General features: G+C 71.4%; 12 protein-coding genes. 5 read left to right on the top strand and 7 right to left on the bottom strand.

Annotation, left to right across the window (positions count from 1 at the left end; translation table 11 throughout):
• Nucleotides 1-9 precede the first annotated feature (9 nt).
• Nucleotides 10-258, top strand: a complete 249-nt coding sequence (locus ACGF4F_RS33710) for an MbtH family protein (RefSeq protein ID WP_393084030.1) — start codon at nucleotides 10-12, stop codon at nucleotides 256-258.
• A 5-nt stretch (nucleotides 259-263) separates the two neighbouring features.
• Here ACGF4F_RS33710 and pepN read toward each other — a convergent pair whose 3' ends face one another.
• From pepN to ACGF4F_RS33695, 3 genes are all read right to left on the bottom strand, one after another.
• The gene (pepN, locus tag ACGF4F_RS33705) at nucleotides 264-2,693 is read right to left on the bottom strand and encodes an aminopeptidase N (protein ID WP_393084027.1); all 2,430 of its coding nucleotides are present in this window, start codon (nucleotides 2,691-2,693) and stop codon (nucleotides 264-266) included.
• Nucleotides 2,694-2,774: 81 nt separating this feature from the next.
• Nucleotides 2,775-4,289, bottom strand: coding sequence for a methyltransferase (locus ACGF4F_RS33700; protein WP_393084024.1), 1,515 nt, complete (start codon nucleotides 4,287-4,289; stop codon nucleotides 2,775-2,777).
• Nucleotides 4,290-4,445: 156 nt separating this feature from the next.
• Nucleotides 4,446-7,559, bottom strand: a complete 3,114-nt coding sequence (locus ACGF4F_RS33695) for an amino acid adenylation domain-containing protein (protein ID WP_357441681.1) — start codon at nucleotides 7,557-7,559, stop codon at nucleotides 4,446-4,448.
• 230 nt (nucleotides 7,560-7,789) lie between these two features.
• On the opposite strand from ACGF4F_RS33695, the gene ACGF4F_RS33690 reads away from it, so the two are divergent.
• Complete coding sequence (locus ACGF4F_RS33690) at nucleotides 7,790-8,404, top strand: DinB family protein (RefSeq protein ID WP_357441682.1); 615 nt, start codon at nucleotides 7,790-7,792, stop codon at nucleotides 8,402-8,404.
• Here ACGF4F_RS33690 and ACGF4F_RS33685 read toward each other — a convergent pair.
• The 3 genes from ACGF4F_RS33685 to ACGF4F_RS33675 all read right to left on the bottom strand — a co-directional run bounded on the left by ACGF4F_RS33685 (nucleotide 8,361) and on the right by ACGF4F_RS33675 (nucleotide 15,376).
• Complete coding sequence (locus ACGF4F_RS33685; RefSeq protein ID WP_357441684.1) at nucleotides 8,361-9,965, bottom strand: carboxylesterase family protein; 1,605 nt, start codon at nucleotides 9,963-9,965, stop codon at nucleotides 8,361-8,363. The two genes, ACGF4F_RS33690 and ACGF4F_RS33685, sit on opposite strands and share 44 nt — an antisense overlap.
• Nucleotides 9,966-10,414: 449 nt before the next feature.
• Nucleotides 10,415-12,070, bottom strand: coding sequence for a bifunctional 3-(3-hydroxy-phenyl)propionate/3-hydroxycinnamic acid hydroxylase (locus ACGF4F_RS33680; RefSeq protein WP_393084019.1), 1,656 nt, complete (start codon nucleotides 12,068-12,070; stop codon nucleotides 10,415-10,417).
• A gap of 162 nt (nucleotides 12,071-12,232) precedes the next feature.
• On the bottom strand, nucleotides 12,233-15,376 hold the full coding sequence (locus tag ACGF4F_RS33675; RefSeq protein ID WP_393084016.1) for a BTAD domain-containing putative transcriptional regulator: 3,144 nt from the start codon (nucleotides 15,374-15,376) through the stop codon (nucleotides 12,233-12,235).
• A 275-nt stretch (nucleotides 15,377-15,651) separates the two neighbouring features.
• Here ACGF4F_RS33675 and ACGF4F_RS33670 point away from each other — a divergent pair, with 275 nt between their 5' ends.
• Nucleotides 15,652-16,983, top strand: coding sequence for a low temperature requirement protein A (locus tag ACGF4F_RS33670; protein WP_357441689.1), 1,332 nt, complete (start codon nucleotides 15,652-15,654; stop codon nucleotides 16,981-16,983).
• Between the two features lie 181 nt (nucleotides 16,984-17,164).
• Here ACGF4F_RS33670 and ACGF4F_RS33665 read toward each other — a convergent pair whose 3' ends face one another.
• Entirely contained in the window at nucleotides 17,165-18,148 is a 984-nt protein-coding gene (locus ACGF4F_RS33665; RefSeq protein ID WP_357441690.1) for a DJ-1/PfpI family protein, read from the bottom strand.
• A 68-nt stretch (nucleotides 18,149-18,216) separates the two neighbouring features.
• On the opposite strand from ACGF4F_RS33665, the gene ACGF4F_RS33660 reads away from it, so the two are divergent.
• Complete coding sequence (locus tag ACGF4F_RS33660) at nucleotides 18,217-18,372, top strand: hypothetical protein (protein ID WP_357441692.1); 156 nt, start codon at nucleotides 18,217-18,219, stop codon at nucleotides 18,370-18,372.
• A gap of 30 nt (nucleotides 18,373-18,402) precedes the next feature.
• Nucleotides 18,403-18,954, top strand: a complete 552-nt coding sequence (locus ACGF4F_RS33655) for a dihydrofolate reductase family protein (RefSeq protein ID WP_357441693.1) — start codon at nucleotides 18,403-18,405, stop codon at nucleotides 18,952-18,954.
• The last annotated feature ends 122 nt before the right edge of the window (nucleotides 18,955-19,076 follow it).

The following is a 19,076-nucleotide window of genomic DNA, read 5'->3' as shown; positions in this document are numbered from 1 at the left end:
GGAGCGATGATGACGACGAACCCGTTCGAGAACGACGACAGCGAATACCTGGTGCTGGTCAACGACGAGGCGCAGTACTCGCTCTGGCCGGCCGCCGCGGAGGTGCCCGCCGGCTGGCGCTGCGTGCACCCGGCGGACAGCCGGCAGAACAGTCTCGACTTCGTCGAACGGACCTGGACCGACATGCGACCCGCCACCCTCGCCCGGGCCATGGACGCGGACCGTCTCGCAGAGGGCCAGCCCTCCGCCGGCGGCTGACCGGCTCAGGTGCGGGAGCGCAGCATCCGGCGCAGCTCGTCGGCGCGCTCCCGCACCGCCTTGCGCACGACCGGCGCGGCCGCCTCGGCGGCCGCCTCGGCCCGGGCCGGGAAGTCGGCGCCGATGCCGAACACCGGGAACATCCGCTGGGAGTACGCCATCGCCGGGATCATCCCGGCGCGGTCCAGTTCGGGCAGGACCTTCAGGTACCGGTCGGCGTACTCGGCGAGCAGCGCGTCCTGCCCGGGGCGCCAGAACGCCGTGGTGACCGTGGTGAGCGAGCCGATCGGCACCGTCCGCTCGACCGCCATGGCCCGCCAGACGGCGGCCTTCCCGTCGGCGTCGGGCGCCGCCGCGCGCACCGCCAGCGCCTGGTACCGGGCGTCCGGGTCGGGATCGCGGGCGAGCAGCTCGCGCGCGGCGTCCCCGGTCGCACCGCCGAGCTCGGCGGTGCGGATGAGGGCGCGCCAGTGCAGGTGGACGTCGTCGCCGGCCAGCTCCCGCAGCCGGGCCACCTCGTCGAGGTCGCGGGCGACCCGGGCCAGCCCGCGCAGCGCCACCTGCCGGCGGCCGGGCTGCTCGGCGAGGGCCAGGCACGCCTCGGCCACCGCGGCCAGCAGCGCGTCGCGCCGGTCGTCGCCCGCCCACAGCTCGGCGGCGTTGCCGGCCAGCCGGAGGTACGGCTCGATCACCGCGTCGGACGTCTCGACCGCGAGCACGGCGGTGAGGCAGCGCACCGTTTGCTCCGGGGTCGCCTCGCCGGTGGTCAGCATGTCCCACAAGATGGCGACGACGACGCCCCGGGACACCGCGGTGGGCAGCTCGCCGGCGGCCGCCACCAGGGCCTCCGCCCCGCCCGCCGGCCGGGTCCTGGCGTAGGTCAGGTCCTCGTCGTTGACCAGGTAGAAGTCGGCTCCGGCCGGCAGGTCGACCGGGGTCCGCGGACCCTGCACGTCGACCTCGGCCAGCGCGGTGCGCGCCAGCCCGGCCGCGCCGCGCGTGTAGGCGCCCACCGCCAGGACCTGCGGTCGCGGCGGGCCGTCCGGCCCGACTCCGGCCAGCACCAGGCCGGCGCCGTCGGGCTCCAGTGTCAGCCGGTCGGTGCCGGCCCTGTCCAGCCAGCCGGCTCGCCACCGGTCCAGGTCCCGGCCCGAGGCCGCGGCGAGCGCGTCGATCAGGTCCTGCAGCGTGGTGTTGCCCCAGGCGTGCCGGGCGAAGTAGGCCTTCATGCCGGTGACGAAGTTCTCCTCACCGACATATGTCGCCAGCTGCCGGAGCACCGCGGCACCCTTGGGGTAGGTGATGGCATCGAAGATCGACGCAGCCTCGGCGACGTCCGGCACCGGCTGGCGGATCGGGTGCGACGTCGGCCCCTGGTCCGCCAGGTACGCCGACAGCTTGTCCCCAACAAGCAGGCCCGCCCACGCGTCGGTGTAGCGGGTGGCGCGCGACGCCGCCCAGCAGCACGCGAACTCGGCGAACGCCTCATTCAGCCAGAGGTCGTCCCACCAGCGCATGGTCACGATGTTGCCGAACCACATGTGCGCCATCTCGTGCAGCAGGACGGTGGCCAGCACCTCACGCTCGGCCGGGGTGGGCGCGGCGCGCCGCAGCGCCGCGTCGGACCAGGTGACACACCCGTAGTTCTCCATCGCGCCGCCGAACTCAGGCATGAACACCTGGTCGTACTTGCGCTGCGGGAACGGCATCCCGAAGACGTCACCGAAGAAGGCCAGGCCCTGCGCGGTGACGGTGAAGATCTCGTCGGCGTCGCGTTCGAGGACCGCAGCCAGCGAGCGGCGGGCGAAGATGCCGAGGTCGTGACCGGCGGCTTCGCGGCGGATCTCGTGCAGCGGGCCCGCGTTGACCACCGTGTTGTACGGCGACAGCGGTGGCGTGGCGGGAAAGGTCCAGCGCCGCACGCCGTCCAGGGTCTCCACCTTCGGATCGCCGCTGTTGCTGGTGACGACCCAGGCGGCGGGCGCGATGACGGCGAACGTGTGCGGGGCCTTCAGGTCGGGCTGGTCGAAGCAGGCCCAGACCCGGTGCGCCGCGTCGGGCTCGAAGGTCATCCACACATACACCTCGCCGTCAGCCGGATCGACGACCTTGTGCACCCCGGCGCCGTCGGTCGTGTCGGCCTGCACGGTCTCCACGCGCAGGGTGTTCTCCGCGGCGAGGGCGGGCAGCGGGATCCGGCCGTCGGCCGCCGGCGGCAGTGGTTCGCCGTTCAGCGTGCCGGCCAGCACCCGGGCGGCGCAGTCGACGAACGTCTCCGCCCCCGGCTCGGCGCAGGTGAACGCCACGGTGGACACGCACCGCACCGCCGGCCCGGTGGGCAGGTCGGTGAAGTCGACGGTTATCTCATAGTGCCGCACCGACAGCAGGGCGGCACGGTGCTCGGCCTCCGCCTGGGCCAGGCTGCCCGTGCTCATCGGTCCTCCTCGGAGGTCGATCGGCGCGGCCGCCGCCGGGCGGAACACCCGGTCGTCGCGCAGGCTCCCGACCTCTTACGGCTACCCGTGCTCGGACGTGAAGTCCGGCGCAGGCAGCGCCGCACGGTCGAGCTCGCCGTCCACCGTCAACGGAAACTGATCGACGACGACGACGGTAACCATGGATCCGGGTACTCGCTCGGCGACGAACCGGCGCACATCGTCGGCCAACACCGAAGCGTGCGGATAGTTCGCGTATCGGGCCGCCCGCTCCAGCGGCTCCCGCGCCTCGTACAGGTCCGTCAACACCGCGCGGTCGCCCGTTTGCGACGCCTGGGCGAGGGCTCCGGGACCGAGAAAGACCGCGTCCATGCAGTCCGGCTGCACCGACCAGGTCACCGCGGCTTTCCAGCCCAGGCGCTCCGCGAGAAGGTGCAGGTCTTCCGGAAGCCACCCCGCCTCCGCCTGCGCGCCACCGTCCGGCGCGGCCACGGTCGAGGCCGGTTGTCCGCGCCGGATGCGTTGTACCGCAGCGATTTCATTGACCAGCCCACCGTGCGGGATTCCCGTGACGCGCAGGCTCCCGCCGGGCTGCTCACCCATGATCCGTTCAAGGTGGTCGCCGAAGTCTCCGATGTCGCGGCACGCCAGGTCGGCGAACGCGACCCGAGGTACGTCGGCGAGCGAGTGCACCCGAGTCGGGCCCTTGTGCAACACCACGTCGTAGCGGTACCGGGTCAACTCGTTGACCGCGGCGCCACGCTTGAGCTGGATATCGACCCCCGCGACATCGGCCAACTCCCGGGCCGTCGCCACGAAGTACTCCGGAGCGAGCAGCAACTCGTCCTCCGCCGCCACCGCCCGGCGGGCCCGTTCGTGGATCGTCGCCGGCTCCGCGGACGGGTCCCGCGCGAGTTGCACCGCGGTGAAGAACTCCTCGAGCAGACTCAGGTTCCGGATGTCGCCCAGGAACAACGAGCCACCCGGTGCGAGCACCCGCAGCGCCTGCTCGATCACCCGGCGCAGATACCCGTGCCCGGGAAAGTGCATCGCCACCGAGTTGATGACCACCGTGTCGAAGTACCCTTCGGGCAGCCTGTCGGTCTCGATGGCTTCGGCCACCCGCAGGTGCACCCGGTCGGCCCAGGGCACACCTGTGGCCTTCAGGCGGGCCCGCAGCTTCGCGATGGTCACCGGGGAGAAGTCCGTAGCCCGGTACTCCACGCAGTCCGCGGCCAGGTGCGACATCAGCAACCCCGAACCGACCCCGATCTCGAGCAACCTGGCGGGTTTCAAGCCTCGGATCCGGTCCACCGTGGCCGCCCGCCACAGCATCATCTCCTCGACCGGAATCGCCCCACCGGTGTAGCTGCTGTTCCAGCCGCTGAAATCCGAACCGAGCCGACCCAGCTCGGGTTCATCGACCGAAATCACCTCGGAGTACAGGTCGTCGTACACCCGGCGCCACTGCGCCACGAAGTCACCCGCGCTGGCATTCGCGGAGGGCCCGGAATCGCTGTGCGGCACAGTGTCTTCGGGGATGACATAGGTCACCAGGCGACGATCTCCGGGGCCGTCCTCGCGGGCGATCACCACGGCACGGTGTACCTGTGGATGCGCGTTGACGACGGCTTCGATCTCGTCGACCTGACCGGCGAACAACTGCGGAACAGACTTACCTGTCATCTCTCCACCAATCCATCCGGCTCCATCAGCAGCTGCTCCCTCGGCGAACGACAGCTGGTCCTACCCCTAGGCGACCGCGTGCTTGGCCAGGGCCTGCAGGTCCACCTTCGCGTTGCTGGTCAACGGGAACGCATCGGTGAACGACCACAGCTCCGGTACCGCCCAGGACGGCAGCGCGTCTGCGATCCAGGCCCGCAGCTCCGCCACGGACGGGGCCGGGTCGGCGACGATGACGCCGGCAAGCAGGCGCCGGTCGGCGCCGGGATCACCGTCGCCGGCCACGACCGCGTCCCGTACCTGCGGGTGCTCGCGCAGCCGCCGCGCCACCGCGTCCGGCTCGACCCGGAACCCGCGTACCTTCATCTGGTGGTCGCGCCGGCCGATGAAGACCAGGCGCCCGCGCCCGTCCCAGCGCACCAGGTCCCCGGTGCGGTACAAGCGTTCGCCCGTGTCCGGCGCCCGCCCCCCGAACGCTCGGGCGGTCTCCTCGGGCGCGCCCAGGTAACCGTCGGCGAGACCGGCACCGCCGACGCACAGCTCACCGACCGCGCCCGGCGGCACCGGATGGCCGTCCTCGTCGAGCACGAACACCCGGGTACCCGGGACCGGCCGGCCGATCGGCAGCGGGTCGCTCACCTCGGCCGGCGAGTCGAGGTGGTGGACCGTGGTGAACGTGGTGCACTCGGTCGGTCCGTACCCGTTGGTGACCCGTAGCCCCGGGTACCGCTCGAGCAGCCGCCGTACCTGCTCCGGCGGGACCACGTCGCCGCCGGTGAGCACCTGCCGTACGGGCGCGAACGCCTCGGGCCGATGGTCGACCACGAGCCGGAACAGGCCGGCGGTCAGCCACAGCACGCTCACCCGACGTTCGACGAGGAACCGGGCCAGCTCGGTCGGCGCGACCGGCCCGTCGGGGAAGACCTGAAGGCTGGCGCCGGACAGCAGGGGCGCGAACAGCTCCAGCGTGGAGGCGTCGAACGCCAGCGGCGCGAGGCGCAGGTACCGCTCGTCCGGGCCGAGCCGGACGTAGCCGGCGTCGCGGACCAGGCGCACGACCGCGCGGTGCGGCACCGGTACCCCCTTGGGCCGACCGGTCGAGCCGGACGTGAAGGCGAGGTACGCGGTCCGGGCCGGGTCGGCCGGTGCCGGTTCGGGTCCGGGTACCAGCGGGTCGGTCGGCGCCCATGGTGGGATCGCCGGGCAGGAGGCCAACTCGGCCAGCTCGGGCGAGCCGATGACCGCACGTGGCGAGACCTGCCGCAGGATCTCGGCGAGCCATTCCCGCGGTGCGTCGGCGTCGATCCCCACGTACGCCGCGCCCCGGTGCAGAACGGCGAGCACGGCCACGACCTCGGCGACCCCGCGCGGCACGGCGAGGACGACCCGGTCACCCGGGCGGACATCGGCCAGTGCGGACGCGTGAGTACGTGCGGCGGCAAGGAGCTCGTCGTACGTCAGCGTCTCGACCGCGACCGCGTCCGGGTGCCGCGCGGCCGTCTCCTCGAACAACTGCCACAGCCCGGCCGCACAGTCGGTGGCCGGCCCGTCGGACAGCGCGGCGAGCCGCTCCCGCTGCCCCGCCGAGATCGCCCGTACCGACGACAGCGGCGCGTTCACGTCCGCGACCAGCTCTTCCAGCGCCGCCGTGAACCCTTCGACCAGATCGACCGCCTCGCCGGGGCCGAACACCGCCGGCTGGTACTCCAGCTGCAGCACCGGGCGCTCGCCCCAACTGGTCAGGAACATTGTGGTCTCCATGTGCGAGGCGCCGCCGTACCCCTCGTGCAGGGTCAGGTCCAGCTCGCCCTCCCGCACCCGCCCGCCCAGCAGCTCGTCGTGCGCCTCGAACACGGCCTGGATGACCGGCATCCGATCGATGACTTCGTCCTGGCCGAGCGCCGGGATGATGTGCTCCAGCGGCAGCTCGGCCCGCTCGGCGGCGGCCGCCCAGGCGGCGGCGCAGGCCCGCAGATGCTCGGCGACGGTACGAGTGTCGTCGAGCCGGCACCGCACCGGCACGATGCGCACGCACAGCCCGAGGACGTCGTGCAGCTCCGCGACCTGCCGACCGGACATGCCGACCCCGACAGCGAGGTCCCGGAGCCCGGCACGCCGCCCCACCGCCGTCGCCCAAGCGGTGAAGAGTACGACGGTGTGGGTCACCCCGAGCTGCCGCGCCGTCTTCATGACCCGGTCCCGCAGCTCGGCGCTGAGCCCGAACGGCAGGTGTGCCCCGCGGACGTCCGGGGTCTCCGGCCGGGCCCGGTCGACGGGCAGCAGGACGGTTCCGGGCAGGTTGGCAAGGTCGGCGACCGCGAGCTGGGTCAGCTCGGCGAGCCGGCCGCTCTCGGTGAGCTCCTGGTACCGGGACACGATCAGCTCCGGCGACGGGCCCGGCTCTGCGGTGCCGGCGGTGTACGCGCGGGCGAACGCGCGCCAGAACTGGGCCAGCGCCCATCCGTCCAGGATCGCGTGATGCACCAGGATCGACAGCAGGTCCGGCCCGCCGTCGACCTGGCTGTGCACGAACAGCACAGGCGGCTCGGTGAACGGCGCGAGCAGGTCGGGGCTGGCCGCGAGCTGGGCGTGCACGATCGTCACCGGATCCACGCCAGGCGGCGGGGCCAGCCGCTGTTCGATCAGCCGTGGCTGCCAGGTGGCCAGTACCCGCCTGGCATAGCCGGTATCGGTGCGGATGAAAGCGGTACGCAGCGCCTCGTGGCTTTTGGTCAGCTCGGCCAGCGTCGCCCGCAGCCGGTCAGGTTCGAACGGCGTGGCGCTCTCGGCGGTGAACAGCACCCGGACACCGCGACCGCCGTGCTGGCCCTCGGCCATCAGCATGCCATCCTGGCTGGGCAGCAACGGCCGGTACGCCGAGGTCGTCGGCGCGCTGGCCGGCACCGGCCGGTATTCGCCCGCCTGAGCCATGGCCTGCGCGAGGGGCACCGACCCGCGCAGGGCGCGCAGCGGCGGCGAGATTCCGAGGCGACGCTCAACCCTGGCCGCGAAGTCGGCCGCGCGCAACGAGGTACCACCCAGGTCGATGAAGGACGCGGTGTCCGCCCGGTCCTGCACCGTCTCGACCGGGCACCCGATTACCTCCGCCGCCAGTGCGGTCCATTCGTCGCGCACGGCGCCATCCGGGCCGGTCACCGCGCGGTTGAGCTCGTCCGTCGTCATCCCGCCTCCTACTGGTTTCGCCATCTCGGGTCGACACTGGGCGCTACATCTGGATTCATGCTCGTCGTCGCCGTCGACGGGTCGCATCTCCCCGCTTGCTATCGCCGTCGCCTGCCCGCCGGCGCACTCGGATCCCAGGTCCTGCGCCCGCGACGCGTCAGCAGGCCTGGACCCTCGACGACCTCCGCTGATAACCCTTCTCACCACGCTTTGGGGCTAGTGTCGGAGCCGTGGACGTCGACTGGGGCTTCGAGTTGGTCGATCAGCTTGAGTGGCACTGGCAGCATCGACTTCGGCCGCGATTGAACGGCCTGACCGACGATGAGTACTTCTGGCAGCCGGTGCCTGGCTGCTGGACGATCAGCCGCCGCGGCGAGAGCTCGGCGCCGATGTCGATCGGCGGGGGCGAGTTCACCATGGACTACGCCAGGCCGCCGCACGATCGCGAACCGGTCACCACGATCGCGTGGAGGCTTGCCCACCTCACCGACGTCTTCGGGCCACCGGCCGCACCCCACTTCGACGGCCCGTCGGCCGATCACTCGGCGGTCAGCTACTCAGGCACCGCACAAGGGGCGCTGCGTCAACTCGATGAAGGGCACGATGCCTGGATCCGGGACGTGCGCCGCCTCGGCACGGCAGGCCTCGCCCGGCCGCAAGGCGCCATCTCACCACCGGCCTACGCGGATGCGCCGATGGCCAGGCTCATCCTGTACACCCATGTGGAGATCGTCCACCACGGCGCAGAGATCTGCTTGCTTCGGGACCTTTACGGGTGGAAAGGTATTCGCGGCGCGACACTCAGTGAATCGCGTTCCAGAACCCGCATCGGTGGGCCCGGCTGAAGTGCGTCGAGGTGATGCCCGCGGTGCCGGCGACCAGCGACAGTAGGCGCCCGTCGCCCCGGTATGCGGACCAGTGGGGTAGCCCCGTTCTGTTGGGATCGCCGGTGGCGGCAAAGTTGGACCAGTACGCGATCATCTCGCGGGACAGCCGCTGTTGCTGCCGGTTGAGGACTGGGGAGCCGCCGGGAGCGTTGTACGCCCCGTCGAACAGATACGGCAGTTCGGCCCCGTGGCCGACACCCATCGCGAAGCCGCCAACAATCTGGCCCGGGTCCTCGGCGAACTCGTAGGCGTAGACCGGGGCCCGCCTCGACGCCGCCTGGTCGGCGGACAGCACCGTACAACCGCCGAACTTGTGTCCCCAGTCGGTGAGCACGGTGGCAAGCGCGACGCCGGGGCTGGCGTAGGCGCTGGCCGGGTACCGGGCCAGCACTCCGGCTGCGTCGGCACCGAACACCTGGGCGAGGACACCCGGGTACTGGTCGGCTGTCAGCGGGTGGCCTTGGAAGTCGTAGTTGACCCCGACGAAGGTACGCATCTCGTCCCGCGTGCTGCCCTGAATCAGCGGTACGCGGGCGGCCAGGCCTCGTCGCATCGCCTCCAGCGGCTGGTACGGCAGCATGGGGGTGCCGGCCACGGGCAGCCAGGGCAGATCGGCGATGCGGGCGGTGGCGGTGAAGACCCGGTCGCCGCCGATACCGACCAGCCGGCTGGCCGCAACGCCGCGCAGGCAGGCCGGTACGTCGTTCGCCGCTGAACACCCGAGGTCGCGGGCCAGCTGGTCACCTCGGGTCTGGGCCACCGGCCGCGTCACCATCGAATTGCCGCACGGGCCGCTCTGCACGATCGCCTTCTGGAACAAGCCGGCTGCCGGCGGTGACGCCAGCTGTGTGCAGGTGCTGTATGCGCCGGCCGACTGGCCGGCGAGGGTGATGTTGTGAGCGTCGCCGCCGAACCGGGCGATGTTGCGTCCCACCCAGCGCAGTGCTGCCTGCTGGTCGGCGATGCCGAAGTTGCCGGCGGCCGGTTCGGTCGAGGCGAGCGCCGGGTGGTCGAGGAAGCCGAGCGCGCCGAGGCGATAGTTGACGGTCACCACCACCACGCGCCCGGATACCGCGAGTCGGGTCGGGTCGTAGTCGCTGCCGGACCCGGACACGAAGCCCCCACCGGGTAGCCACACCATGACGGGTAGGTGCCGGGTGTTCCTACCGGCCGGCGTGGTGATGTTCAGGTACAGGCAGTCCTCGCTGCCGACCACGCTGGATCCGGCCGGCCCGCCCATCTGTAGACAAGGACTAGCGGGCCGGGTCGCGTCACGCACCGTCTGCCACGGGTGTGGCGGCAGCGGGGCGCGCCAGCGCCGGCCACCGACCGGAGGTGCCGCGTAGGGAATGCCGGAGAACGTCCGGTGGTCGGTGGCGACCGTACCCCGTAGGGCGCCGGAGTCGGTGACGACGACGGCCTGATCCGACGACGGTTCGGCGCTGGCCGCGCCGGTCTGGGCCGTGAATGCGGTGACCACCGCGGCTAGCGTGGCGCCGATACGAACTGCTGATCTCATGGCCTCGACGCTATGAGCCATCCCGTTGGTGCCTCATCCGCGCCACGGCGACACCTGGCCTACGTCGGCGAACGCAGCAGACCCGGAGCCGCGGTACGCGCCACGGCGTATGCTCGTCACCCTCCGTGTGCCGGCGGACGCACGTCAACATTCGCTTCTCGTCTGGTCTCGACGCGGCTGCCAGATCGCATCATGGCGGACATCGTCGGAAGCAGCGCCACGAGGAGATTCCGTCATGCCCGATCGTCCACTCGGCGGTAGGCTGGCGGCGGATCCGGCCGACTCGTGGCCGCCCGCCGTGGTCGACATCTCGTTGGAGCCGTCCATGACTGCCCAGCTCCGGGGCGTCGCGGCGTCCAGTCGTCCGCCCGCACGCTGAATGCCGTGTACGTCAGCCGATGTACACGCTCTGGTCAGCCGAGCGCCCGCCAACGCCCGCCGATCCCTCGCTAGGCCACGTTGAGGGCGGCCGCCCCGCTGATGGGCTGTGGCGCGCCGAGGGCCGCCGCCAGCATGCGGCCTACTCGCCCGGTCTGGTTGGCCGTTGCGACTGCGAAGACGAACCGGTCCGGCCGCAGCACGACCGCCCCAGCGCGATGCCGGCGCAGCCAGGCGCTGATGATTCCGTCCACATCGATGAGATCCACTTGTGATGCCCGGCCGTACTGGCGGACTGGTGGCAGATCTTCCGGCGCGGTGCCTGCGGGATGCACGACGACGAAACGCACCGACAACCCCTGCCACTCCCCTGGCCTGAACACCGCACTGTTCGCGAGTCCGAGCACGGCGAACCCGGCGCCGAGCGCTTCGTCAAGGAGGTGCGGCGTGGGTGAGGCCCCAGTGCAAATCCGCGGCTGGGGAAACATCGTCCCCACGCCGCCGGTACGTCGATCGCCCGCCATCAGCCCACTTGGGTGAGCGGGCACCGGCTTGAACTCGAAGTGTCGGACGAACCTGCGTACCCGGGGGACGGTCTGGACAGCCTGCAGGGACTTGTCACGCAACCACGCCGCCGACCGGCTCCGCGCCAGGAAGACCCGCCCCAGGCGTACGCTCGTCCGCGCCATCGCCGCGGCGTGTGGGCGCCGCTCGACCTCGTATGTCTCCAGCAGCGTTGGGTCAGCGTCACCGGCGAGGACCAGGGCGAGCTTCCAGGCAAGGTTTGCCGCGTCTCGCAGTCCGCTACAGAGTCCTTGTCCCATGAACGGAGGCATCTGATGGGCGGCGTCGCCGAGCAGGAAGACCCGGCCGGCGCGCCACTGCCGGGCGACGAGGTGGTGGAAGGTATAGACCACCGCGCGGGTCGTGGTGAAGCGCGCCGGATCGACGTACGGCTCCATCAGCGCGTCCACGTTCTGCGGCTGGCATACTTCGTCGGCGGTCTCACCGGGGCGCAGCATGAACTCCATGCGATAGCTTCCCTTCGCCCCCGGTGACACGAAGGCTGGACGCCACCAGTCACAGACGAAGGTCGTCCGCTCGAGGCGGATTCCGCCGGGTGCCACTTTCCCCGAAATGGCGAGCCAGGGCTCGGCGTAGCTGGACCCCGTCAGGGCGATGCCGGCGGCGGCCCGGGTGGTGCTGCGGGCGCCGTCGCAGCCGAGCACGTAGCGGGCTCGCACCGTCCAGGTGTGGCGGGTGGCCATGTCCCGCAGGGTCAGCGCCACGTCCTCGGTGTCCTGCCGCAGCGCCACCAGCTCGGTGCCGAGGCGGAGGTCGACGTGGTCGAAACGGTCCAGGCCGGCGCGCAGCGTCTGTTCCAGCGACGGCTGATCGAAGAAGCTCAACGGCGGGTGGCCGAGGCCGAAGTCCACCTCCGACAGCGCGATGCTCGCGAAGGTCTTTCCCTTGCGGTTGACATACTCGGCATCCGCTACCGGGTACATGTCGCGGCCCACCTGCTCGAGGAGGCCGGCCTGCTGGTAGATGCGCAATGCCTCGTCGTCGCACGAGAACGCGCGCGGTTGGCCGTGCGGCAGCCGGCTCCGCTCGACGACCAGGGTACGGACCCCGTGGATGCCGAGCAGGTTGGCGGTCAGCGCACCGACGGGTCCGCAGCCGATCACCGCAACGTCGACGGTGTGGACCGCATCAGTCGGGGACATGGGGTGGTCCTTCCGGGAAAACTCCGCGACGGCCGTCGTCGCTCCTGCCCGTAGACGACACCAGCCGGGTGCGGAGGTCGTGTGGAGGCCGTGTGGAGGCCAGGTGGAGGTTGGGCGCGCGGGTCGGTACCGACCCGCGCGGTCCGTCCCCGTCGGTGCAGGTCAGTGCGAGTGTGCCGGCAGCATGTCGTCCGGAAAGCGGGTCAGCAGCAGCCGCGCGTCCTGCTCGACGGCGAGCCGGGCCCCGGCACGCAACTCCCCGGCGTCGTGCCGGGCGTCGCCGCGGATCCGGCGCAGATCGGCCTCGCAGACCCGCTCTCCCAGCTGCTCCGCCACGGATAACGCCTGCTCGGCCAGCTCCGCGGCGGTGGCTCGCTCTCCCGCCACCAGATACGCGTCGGCGACGGCACAGAGCGTGATGGTGCGGGTGGAGCGCAGCCCGGGATGGTAGATCGCCTCGCCGGCGGCCCGCGCCGCCGCCAGCCGGCCCCGTTCCCCGCCGTAGGCGGCGGCCCACTGCGTGAGGAATTCGCCCGTCGTCACCACGTGCGGCAGCCCGTTCGCCGCTCCGAGTTCCCGGCACCGCTCCGCCGCGAGTCGTACCGCGATGACGTCGCGTTCCTGCAGCGCCCGCCAGCCGTCGAAGAGTGCGGCGTTGGCGCGGCCGTACGGATCGTCGATCTGGTCGGCGAGAACCTCGGCGGCGAGGATGTCCTCCCGAGCCGGTGCGCCCTCGCCGCGCAGCGAGCGGACCAGCGCCCGAAAGTTGTGGACGGCCAGGACCGGCCGACGGCCGACCTGCCGGCCGAGCAGCCGCAGGTCGACCTCGCGCAGCCGGTCGACTGCGGCGGTGAGATGCCGCTCCGCGTCCGGCAGGTGCCCGGTGAAGTAGCCGACCACGCCCAACAGATACTCGCCCGCCGCACTGATCAGGCCGGTGCCGTCGTCCTCGGCGGTGACAAGCCGCCGGGCGAGGTCACCGCAGACCGCGAAGTCGGCGCGGTTGGCGGCGAGCTCGCCCAGCGCCCACAGCGCCGGTCGCAGGTCCACCTCCGGTCCGACCATCCCCAGCAGTTGCCTCGCCCGGGAACAGACCTCGTCGACCGCGTCGCTGCCGACTCCCACTGTCATCTGGAGCAGGGACGCCCGGTGCAGCTGGACCGCCAGCTCGGTACGCGCCGCGTCCGGCGAGATCGCCGAGTTCAGGGCGAGGCCCCGCGCGACGCGGCCGAGGTGCCCGAGGGCGTCCTCGTACGCCACGCGCCGGGTCGCGTCGTCGGCGGCGACCAGCGACCAGCGCAGCTGGTTTTCGTGGTGACCGAGTCCGATCGCCTGGCCGTAGTGGTAGGCCAGCTCGGCGGGAGTGAGGCCGCCGGTCCGCTCGCCTGCGGCGGCGAGCCGGGCGTGCAGCGCGGCCCGGCGGGGAGGGGGCAGCTCGGCGTAGGCGACCTCGGCGAAGAGCGGATGGCGGAACCGCGTCTGGCCCGGCCCCGCCTCGACGACGAGCGCGGCTGCGTACGCGGGAACGAGGCGCTCGCCCACCTCCCCCGCCGGCGCGCCGAGAACCGCCGCCATCACGAGCAGTTCGAGATCGTGCCCGGCGACGCTGAGCAGGTCCAGGCACTCCCGCGCCGGCTGCGGCAGCTCGGCGAGCCGCAGCCGGACGGTGTCCCGAACGGTTGGCGGCAGCTCTCCGGTCACCGGATCGGCTCCCGACCGGAGCAGCTCGGTGATGAAGAACGGGTTCCCGCCGGTCCGGGTCACCAGGCTCGCCACCGCTTCGTTCCGCGGACGCACCCCGGTACCGGACGCCACCAGGCTCGCCACCGACGACGCGTCCAGGCCGGTGAGCTGAAGCCGCATGAAGTTCCGCCCACGGGCCAGTTCGGCAACGGTCGACAGGAGCTCGGCACTCCGGTCGTACGGCCGCATCGTGACCACGACGAGGGCGCGGGTGCCCGTCAGAAGCGGGGAGAGAAACCGCAGCAGCAGCAACGAATCCGGGTCCGCGGCGTGCAGGTCGTCCAGCACGACGAGCAGCCCCCGCTGCCCGGCCACGGCGCGGATCAGGTCCGCCACCGCCTCATACACCCGGAACCGCGCCATCGGCTCCACGTCGGCGTCGCCCGGCCCGGTCAGCGGCCCGGCGGCGAAACCGTCCAGCGGCAGCGCCGACGCGGCATCACCCGCCTGCGGCATCGCCCGTAGGCTCCGGATCACCTGGGTCCACAGCCAGAACGGAGGCGTCTGCCCCAGATCCGGACACCGCCCCCACACCACCGGAGTGCCGGACGTCGCGGCCTGAGCGCTGAGCGCAGCAGCGAGGCTGGTCTTGCCGATCCCCGCCTCGCCCACGACGGCTACCACTCGGCCGTCGCCGCCGGTCGCCGCGGCCAGCGCCTCGCCGAGCCGCGCCAGCTCCGTGTCACGCCCCGCGAGAGCCTGCGGCGCCTCGACCGTTGCCGCCCCGCCACCCACGAGTGCCGGCCCGGTCGCAGCAGCGGGTTTCCGCACGACCGTTGGCGGGTCGGGCACGACCGCCGCCGCTACGGCCACGGCATGTCCCAGGACCAGCCGGTGCGCCTCGCGTAGCTGCTCGCCCGGGTCGAGCCCGTACTCGTCGGCCAGCAGCCGCCGGCCCTCCTCGTAGACGGCGAGTGCGTCGGTCTGCCGCCCGGATCGGTAGAGGGCCAGCATGAGCCGGGCCCGGGCAGCCTCCCGCAGCGGATGGGCACCCACGAATCTGCGCAGCGCGGGCAGGACCGCCTCGTGCCGGTTGGCGGCAAGGCCGGCGGTGAGGCATCCCTCCTCCGCGTCGAGACGCAGCTCGGCCAGCCGCGCCGCCTCCGGGCGTACCGCGTCCAGATCTGCCGCGGCGGCCAACGGCTCGCCACGCCACAGCGCCAACCCGGCGCGGTAGCACTGCTCGGACCCTGCGGCGTCACCCGCCGCGAGCAGTGCCGCCGCACGATCCACCAGACGCTCGAACCGGACCGCGTCGACGGCGTCGGGCGCGGCTCGCAGCTCGTATCCCCTGGTGTGGCCGACGACGACCACCCCCTGCCCGCGAGGGGCACGGTCCGGCTCCAGGGCCCGGCGCAACCCGGCGACGTACGTGCGCAGCGTCATCTGACCGCTGACCGGCGGCCGGCCGTCCCACAACGCGTCGACCAGCCAGTCGGAGGCGACGAACCGGTTCAGCCGTAACAGCAGCAGGACCAGCAACGCTTGCTGCTTGGGTCCGCCGGCCGGCACCCGTTGTCCGTTCCGGACTACCTCGAGCTGGCCCAGGACATGAAACTGCACACCAACACCACAACGCCCGCGCACATCCCGGTCAAGACACCGGGTGTGCCGGATTAGTGTCACCGCGTCGGCGACCGTGCGGTCGCCGAGGACGCCTACCGGACGCTGCTGCCGTGCGAGGGCTCGTCGTGGGCGGGGTAACCGCCAACCTCACGCGGCTAGACGGCGGCGGCCAACAGCAGGGTCGGGAACGCGGCCACCCAATCCTGACGCAGCAGACGACAGAGCGCCCGGAATCCGGCCCATCGCCGGCGGTCCGCTGGCAGACTCGATCGGTGAGCGGCTTCGGGTGGCGGGGGCGCCTCGGGCCGGCCGTGCCGGTGGCCCCCGGCGCCCGGGTGGACCGGTTCGAGATCTTCTTCGACCTGGTCTTCGTCTTCTCGTTCTTCATCATCACCCGCGCCACCGCGGCGAACATCACCGTCAGCTCGCTGTTCCACGCCCTGCTGGTGCTCGCCGTGCTCTGGTGGTCATGGGTGGTGCACAGTGTGATCGCCACCCGCGTCCGCCTCGGCGAGGGCTTCGTCCCGGTACTCATGACGATCGGCATGGCAGCGCTGTTCACCTTCGCACTCTCGCTGCCACAGGCGTTCCACGACGTACGAGGCACCGCCGCCGGGCCGGTCGTCGCGGCGGTCAGCTACATCGTGGTCCGCGCGGTGCACCTGCTGCTCTACCTGCACGTCGTACGGAACAGCCCGAACCAGCGCCGGCAGTTGATACGGTTCGCCCCGGATCTGGTGGGCAGCACCCTGCTGCTGCTGGCCGCCGCGCTGATCCCGCCGGCCATGCACGGCGCCGCTGCGGCGCCACTCGTCCGGGACGGGCTGTGGGTCCTGGTCGTGCTGATCGAATACTCCATCGGCTTCCGCGCTGGCACCTGGGGCTGGGGCGTCGCCTCGGCCGAGCACTGGACTGAACGGTACGACCTGATCCTGATCATCGCCCTGGGCGAGTCGGTCATCTCGGTCGGCGTCGGAAGCAACCTGATCGGGCAGCCGCCCACCCCAGCGGCCGTGGCGGCGGCGGTGTGCGGCATCTTCTTCACCACCGCGCTCTGGTGGGCGCACTACGACATGATCGGACCGGCCGCCCGGATCGCCCTGCACACGGCACAGGACGGACCCCGGGTCGCCATGGCCCGAGACGCGTACTGGTACTGCTACCTGCCGATGATCGCCGGGATCATCCTCTTCGCGCTCGGCGCCGAGGAGGTCGTACGTCAGATCACCAACCCGCACATCCCCAACTGGGAGCCGACGCGCGGCCCTGGCGACTCCCTCCTCTTCGGCGGGGTGATCCTCTACCTCTGCGGCAACATGCTGTTCCAGGCGCGGACCTTGCACACGCTGAGCTGGACCCGAGTCGGCACAGTGGGGCTGCTCGCCGTCTGCATCCCGCTGGCCGGGCGGCTGCCGGCGCTGGGGGCCCTCGCGCTGCTGACCGTGATCTGCGTGGGCCTGGTGGCCGCCGAGGTGGTGATCTTCGACCAGGGCCGGCGGGCGCTGCGCCAACTGATCTTCGAGGAACGGACGGCCCACGAGGCGCACGAGGCCGCCTACCGGGCCCGCTGGCACGAGCCGAACGAACCGGACGAGGGCGAGTGAAGCTGGACCGAGTCAGGATGCCGGCGGCGGTTGCCGGGTCCTGATAGGCGGCGACGAGGACGCCGAGACTGCGAGTCGATGAAGGCCACGGATAGCGGGCCCTGGTCAGCCGATTTGGTGGTGGAGCGGTCACTGCGGACCGCTGCTGCCGCCCCGGGCCGCTCGGAGGCAGTTTCGAAACCTATGTGCGCCTACGGTGGACCGTGCGGTACTGCGTCGGCGAGATGCCGAACCATGCGCTGAACGCCTGGCGCAGGGTTTCGCCGGAGCGAAACCCGGTCGCCTTGGCGATCGACGAGACGGCCTGATCGGTGGTGACCAGGGCGGTGGCCGCTGCTTCCAGCCTCACTTGACGGACGAGCCGGGCCGGGGTCTGCCCAGCGTGGGTGACCAGCAGCCGGGTGAGGTGCCGTTCGCTCACACCGGCCACTGCGGCGAGCCGGGCGGTGGAGAGCTCCGTATCGGGATTGGCCGTGACGTGGTCGAGGACGCGCCGCACCACGGCGTGCTCGGGGCGTCGGGCACGGACGAACATGCTCATTTGCGCCTGGTTACCCGGTCGCTGCAGGTAGGTGACCATGCCCATGGCCACCCATCGGGCCAACTCGGCGCCGTGGTCGGCCTCCACGAACGCCAGGGTAAGGTCGAGTGCCGCGGTGACGCCGCCGGACGTCCACACGTGATCGTCTCGCACGAAAATCGGCGCAGGGTCGAATCGCACCGCCGGATACGCGGCGGCCAACTCGGCGGTATGGTGCCAGTGGGTGGTTGCCCGCCGGCCGTCCAGCAGCCCGGCCGCGGCGAGCACGCTCGCACCGGTGCACACCGACGCCACGCGGCTTGAGCTCCGGGCCAGCCTCTGGACCTGAGCAAGCAGGCTGCGGTCCGCGGCGGCCGCGGCGTGCCCCAGACCGCCGGAGACGATGAGGGTGTGCGTGCGGCTCACGTCCTGCAGCGCCACTTGGCTGGACAGCTCCAGCCCCGAGTCACAGCGGACCGCGCCCCCGGACAGCGTGGCAAACCGCACGGCGTACGTGGGCGTCGCGCCGAGCCGGTTGGCCATGGCGAGACAGCTGGTGACGCTCGCAACGTCCACCAGCTCGATGCCGTCATAGCCGACGACGACCACACGCCGCTCGTGCACGCTGCCATCGTAGAAGCGCACGAAGCGGTCCGGCAGGACATGTTTTCCAGAATCTCGGACATGATGGCCGCCGCACCTGTCCCCGCAGGGTGCGCGGCGAATACGGTTCCACCTCGTGGAGCTACATCGAACTCGCGCCCTGCCAGAGCTGGCCGGGCAATGGGCTCGACCGCTTCAACGCTTTCGCTGACGGATCGCCCGGCTTCGCGTGGCGTCTTTTCAACACCACCCACGCGTTCTATTGAAAGGGGCCACACCGAATGGGCAGGCTGGTAGTGACCGAATACATCTCCGTCGACGGCGTCGTGGAGGCACCCAGCGGCAGTGAGCATTTCGCACGCACGGGCTGGACCGATCACTTCTCCCGCGGCCAAGAGGGCGAACAGTTCAAGGTGGACGAGACCATGGCCGCAGACGCCCAGCTGCTCGGACGCGTCACATACGAGCTGTTCGCGGCATCCTGGCCGCAATACGAGGGCGAGTTCGCCGACAGATTCAACGGGATGCCGAAGTTCGTCGTCTCTGCCACGCTGAATGACCCGAAGTGGAAGAACACGACGGTTCTCAAAGGCGAACTGGTCGAAGAGGTCAACTGGCTCAAGGGACAGTATGACGGGGACATCCTCGTGCACGGCAGCCCGCAGCTCGCTCAGGCGCTCATCGAGCACGACCTGGTCGATGCCCTGCACCTTCTCGTGTATCCGATCATCGTCGGCGCGGGCAAGCGCCTGTTCGGCGGTACGAGCGAGACGAAGCGCCTGCGGCTCGCCTCGGAACGAACCTTCGGCGACGGCGTTCACCTTCTCGTCTACGAACGCGTCGGCTGAGGGTCGACCCGTAGGGAGCGTGCCTACATGCAGATCGCGATCCTGCTGTACCCCGGCACCACCGCCCTCGACGCGGTCGGTCCGTACGAGGTGCTCAGCCGCATGCCGGGCGCCGATGTCCG

It is taken from the genome of Micromonospora sp. NPDC047740, assembly GCF_043204735.1.
Lineage (GTDB): Bacteria > Actinomycetota > Actinomycetes > Mycobacteriales > Micromonosporaceae > Micromonospora.
Note: the sequence above shows the minus strand (reverse complement) of the source record. Positions and strands in the feature narration are given on the sequence as shown.

Bases quoted from the DNA above. Each gene is read 5' to 3' on its own strand.
- ACGF4F_RS33685 (WP_357441684.1), bottom strand. From the start codon at position 9,965: ATGAGATCAGCAGTTCGTATCGGCGCCACGCTAGCCGCGGTGGTCACC.
- ACGF4F_RS33680 (WP_393084019.1), bottom strand. From the start codon at position 12,070: ATGTCCCCGACTGATGCGGTCCACACCGTCGACGTTGCGGTGATCGGC.
- ACGF4F_RS33695 (WP_357441681.1), bottom strand. From the start codon at position 7,559: ATGACGACGGACGAGCTCAACCGCGCGGTGACCGGCCCGGATGGCGCC.
- pepN (WP_393084027.1), bottom strand. From the start codon at position 2,693: ATGAGCACGGGCAGCCTGGCCCAGGCGGAGGCCGAGCACCGTGCCGCC.
- ACGF4F_RS33710 (WP_393084030.1), top strand. From the start codon at position 10: ATGACGACGAACCCGTTCGAGAACGACGACAGCGAATACCTGGTGCTG.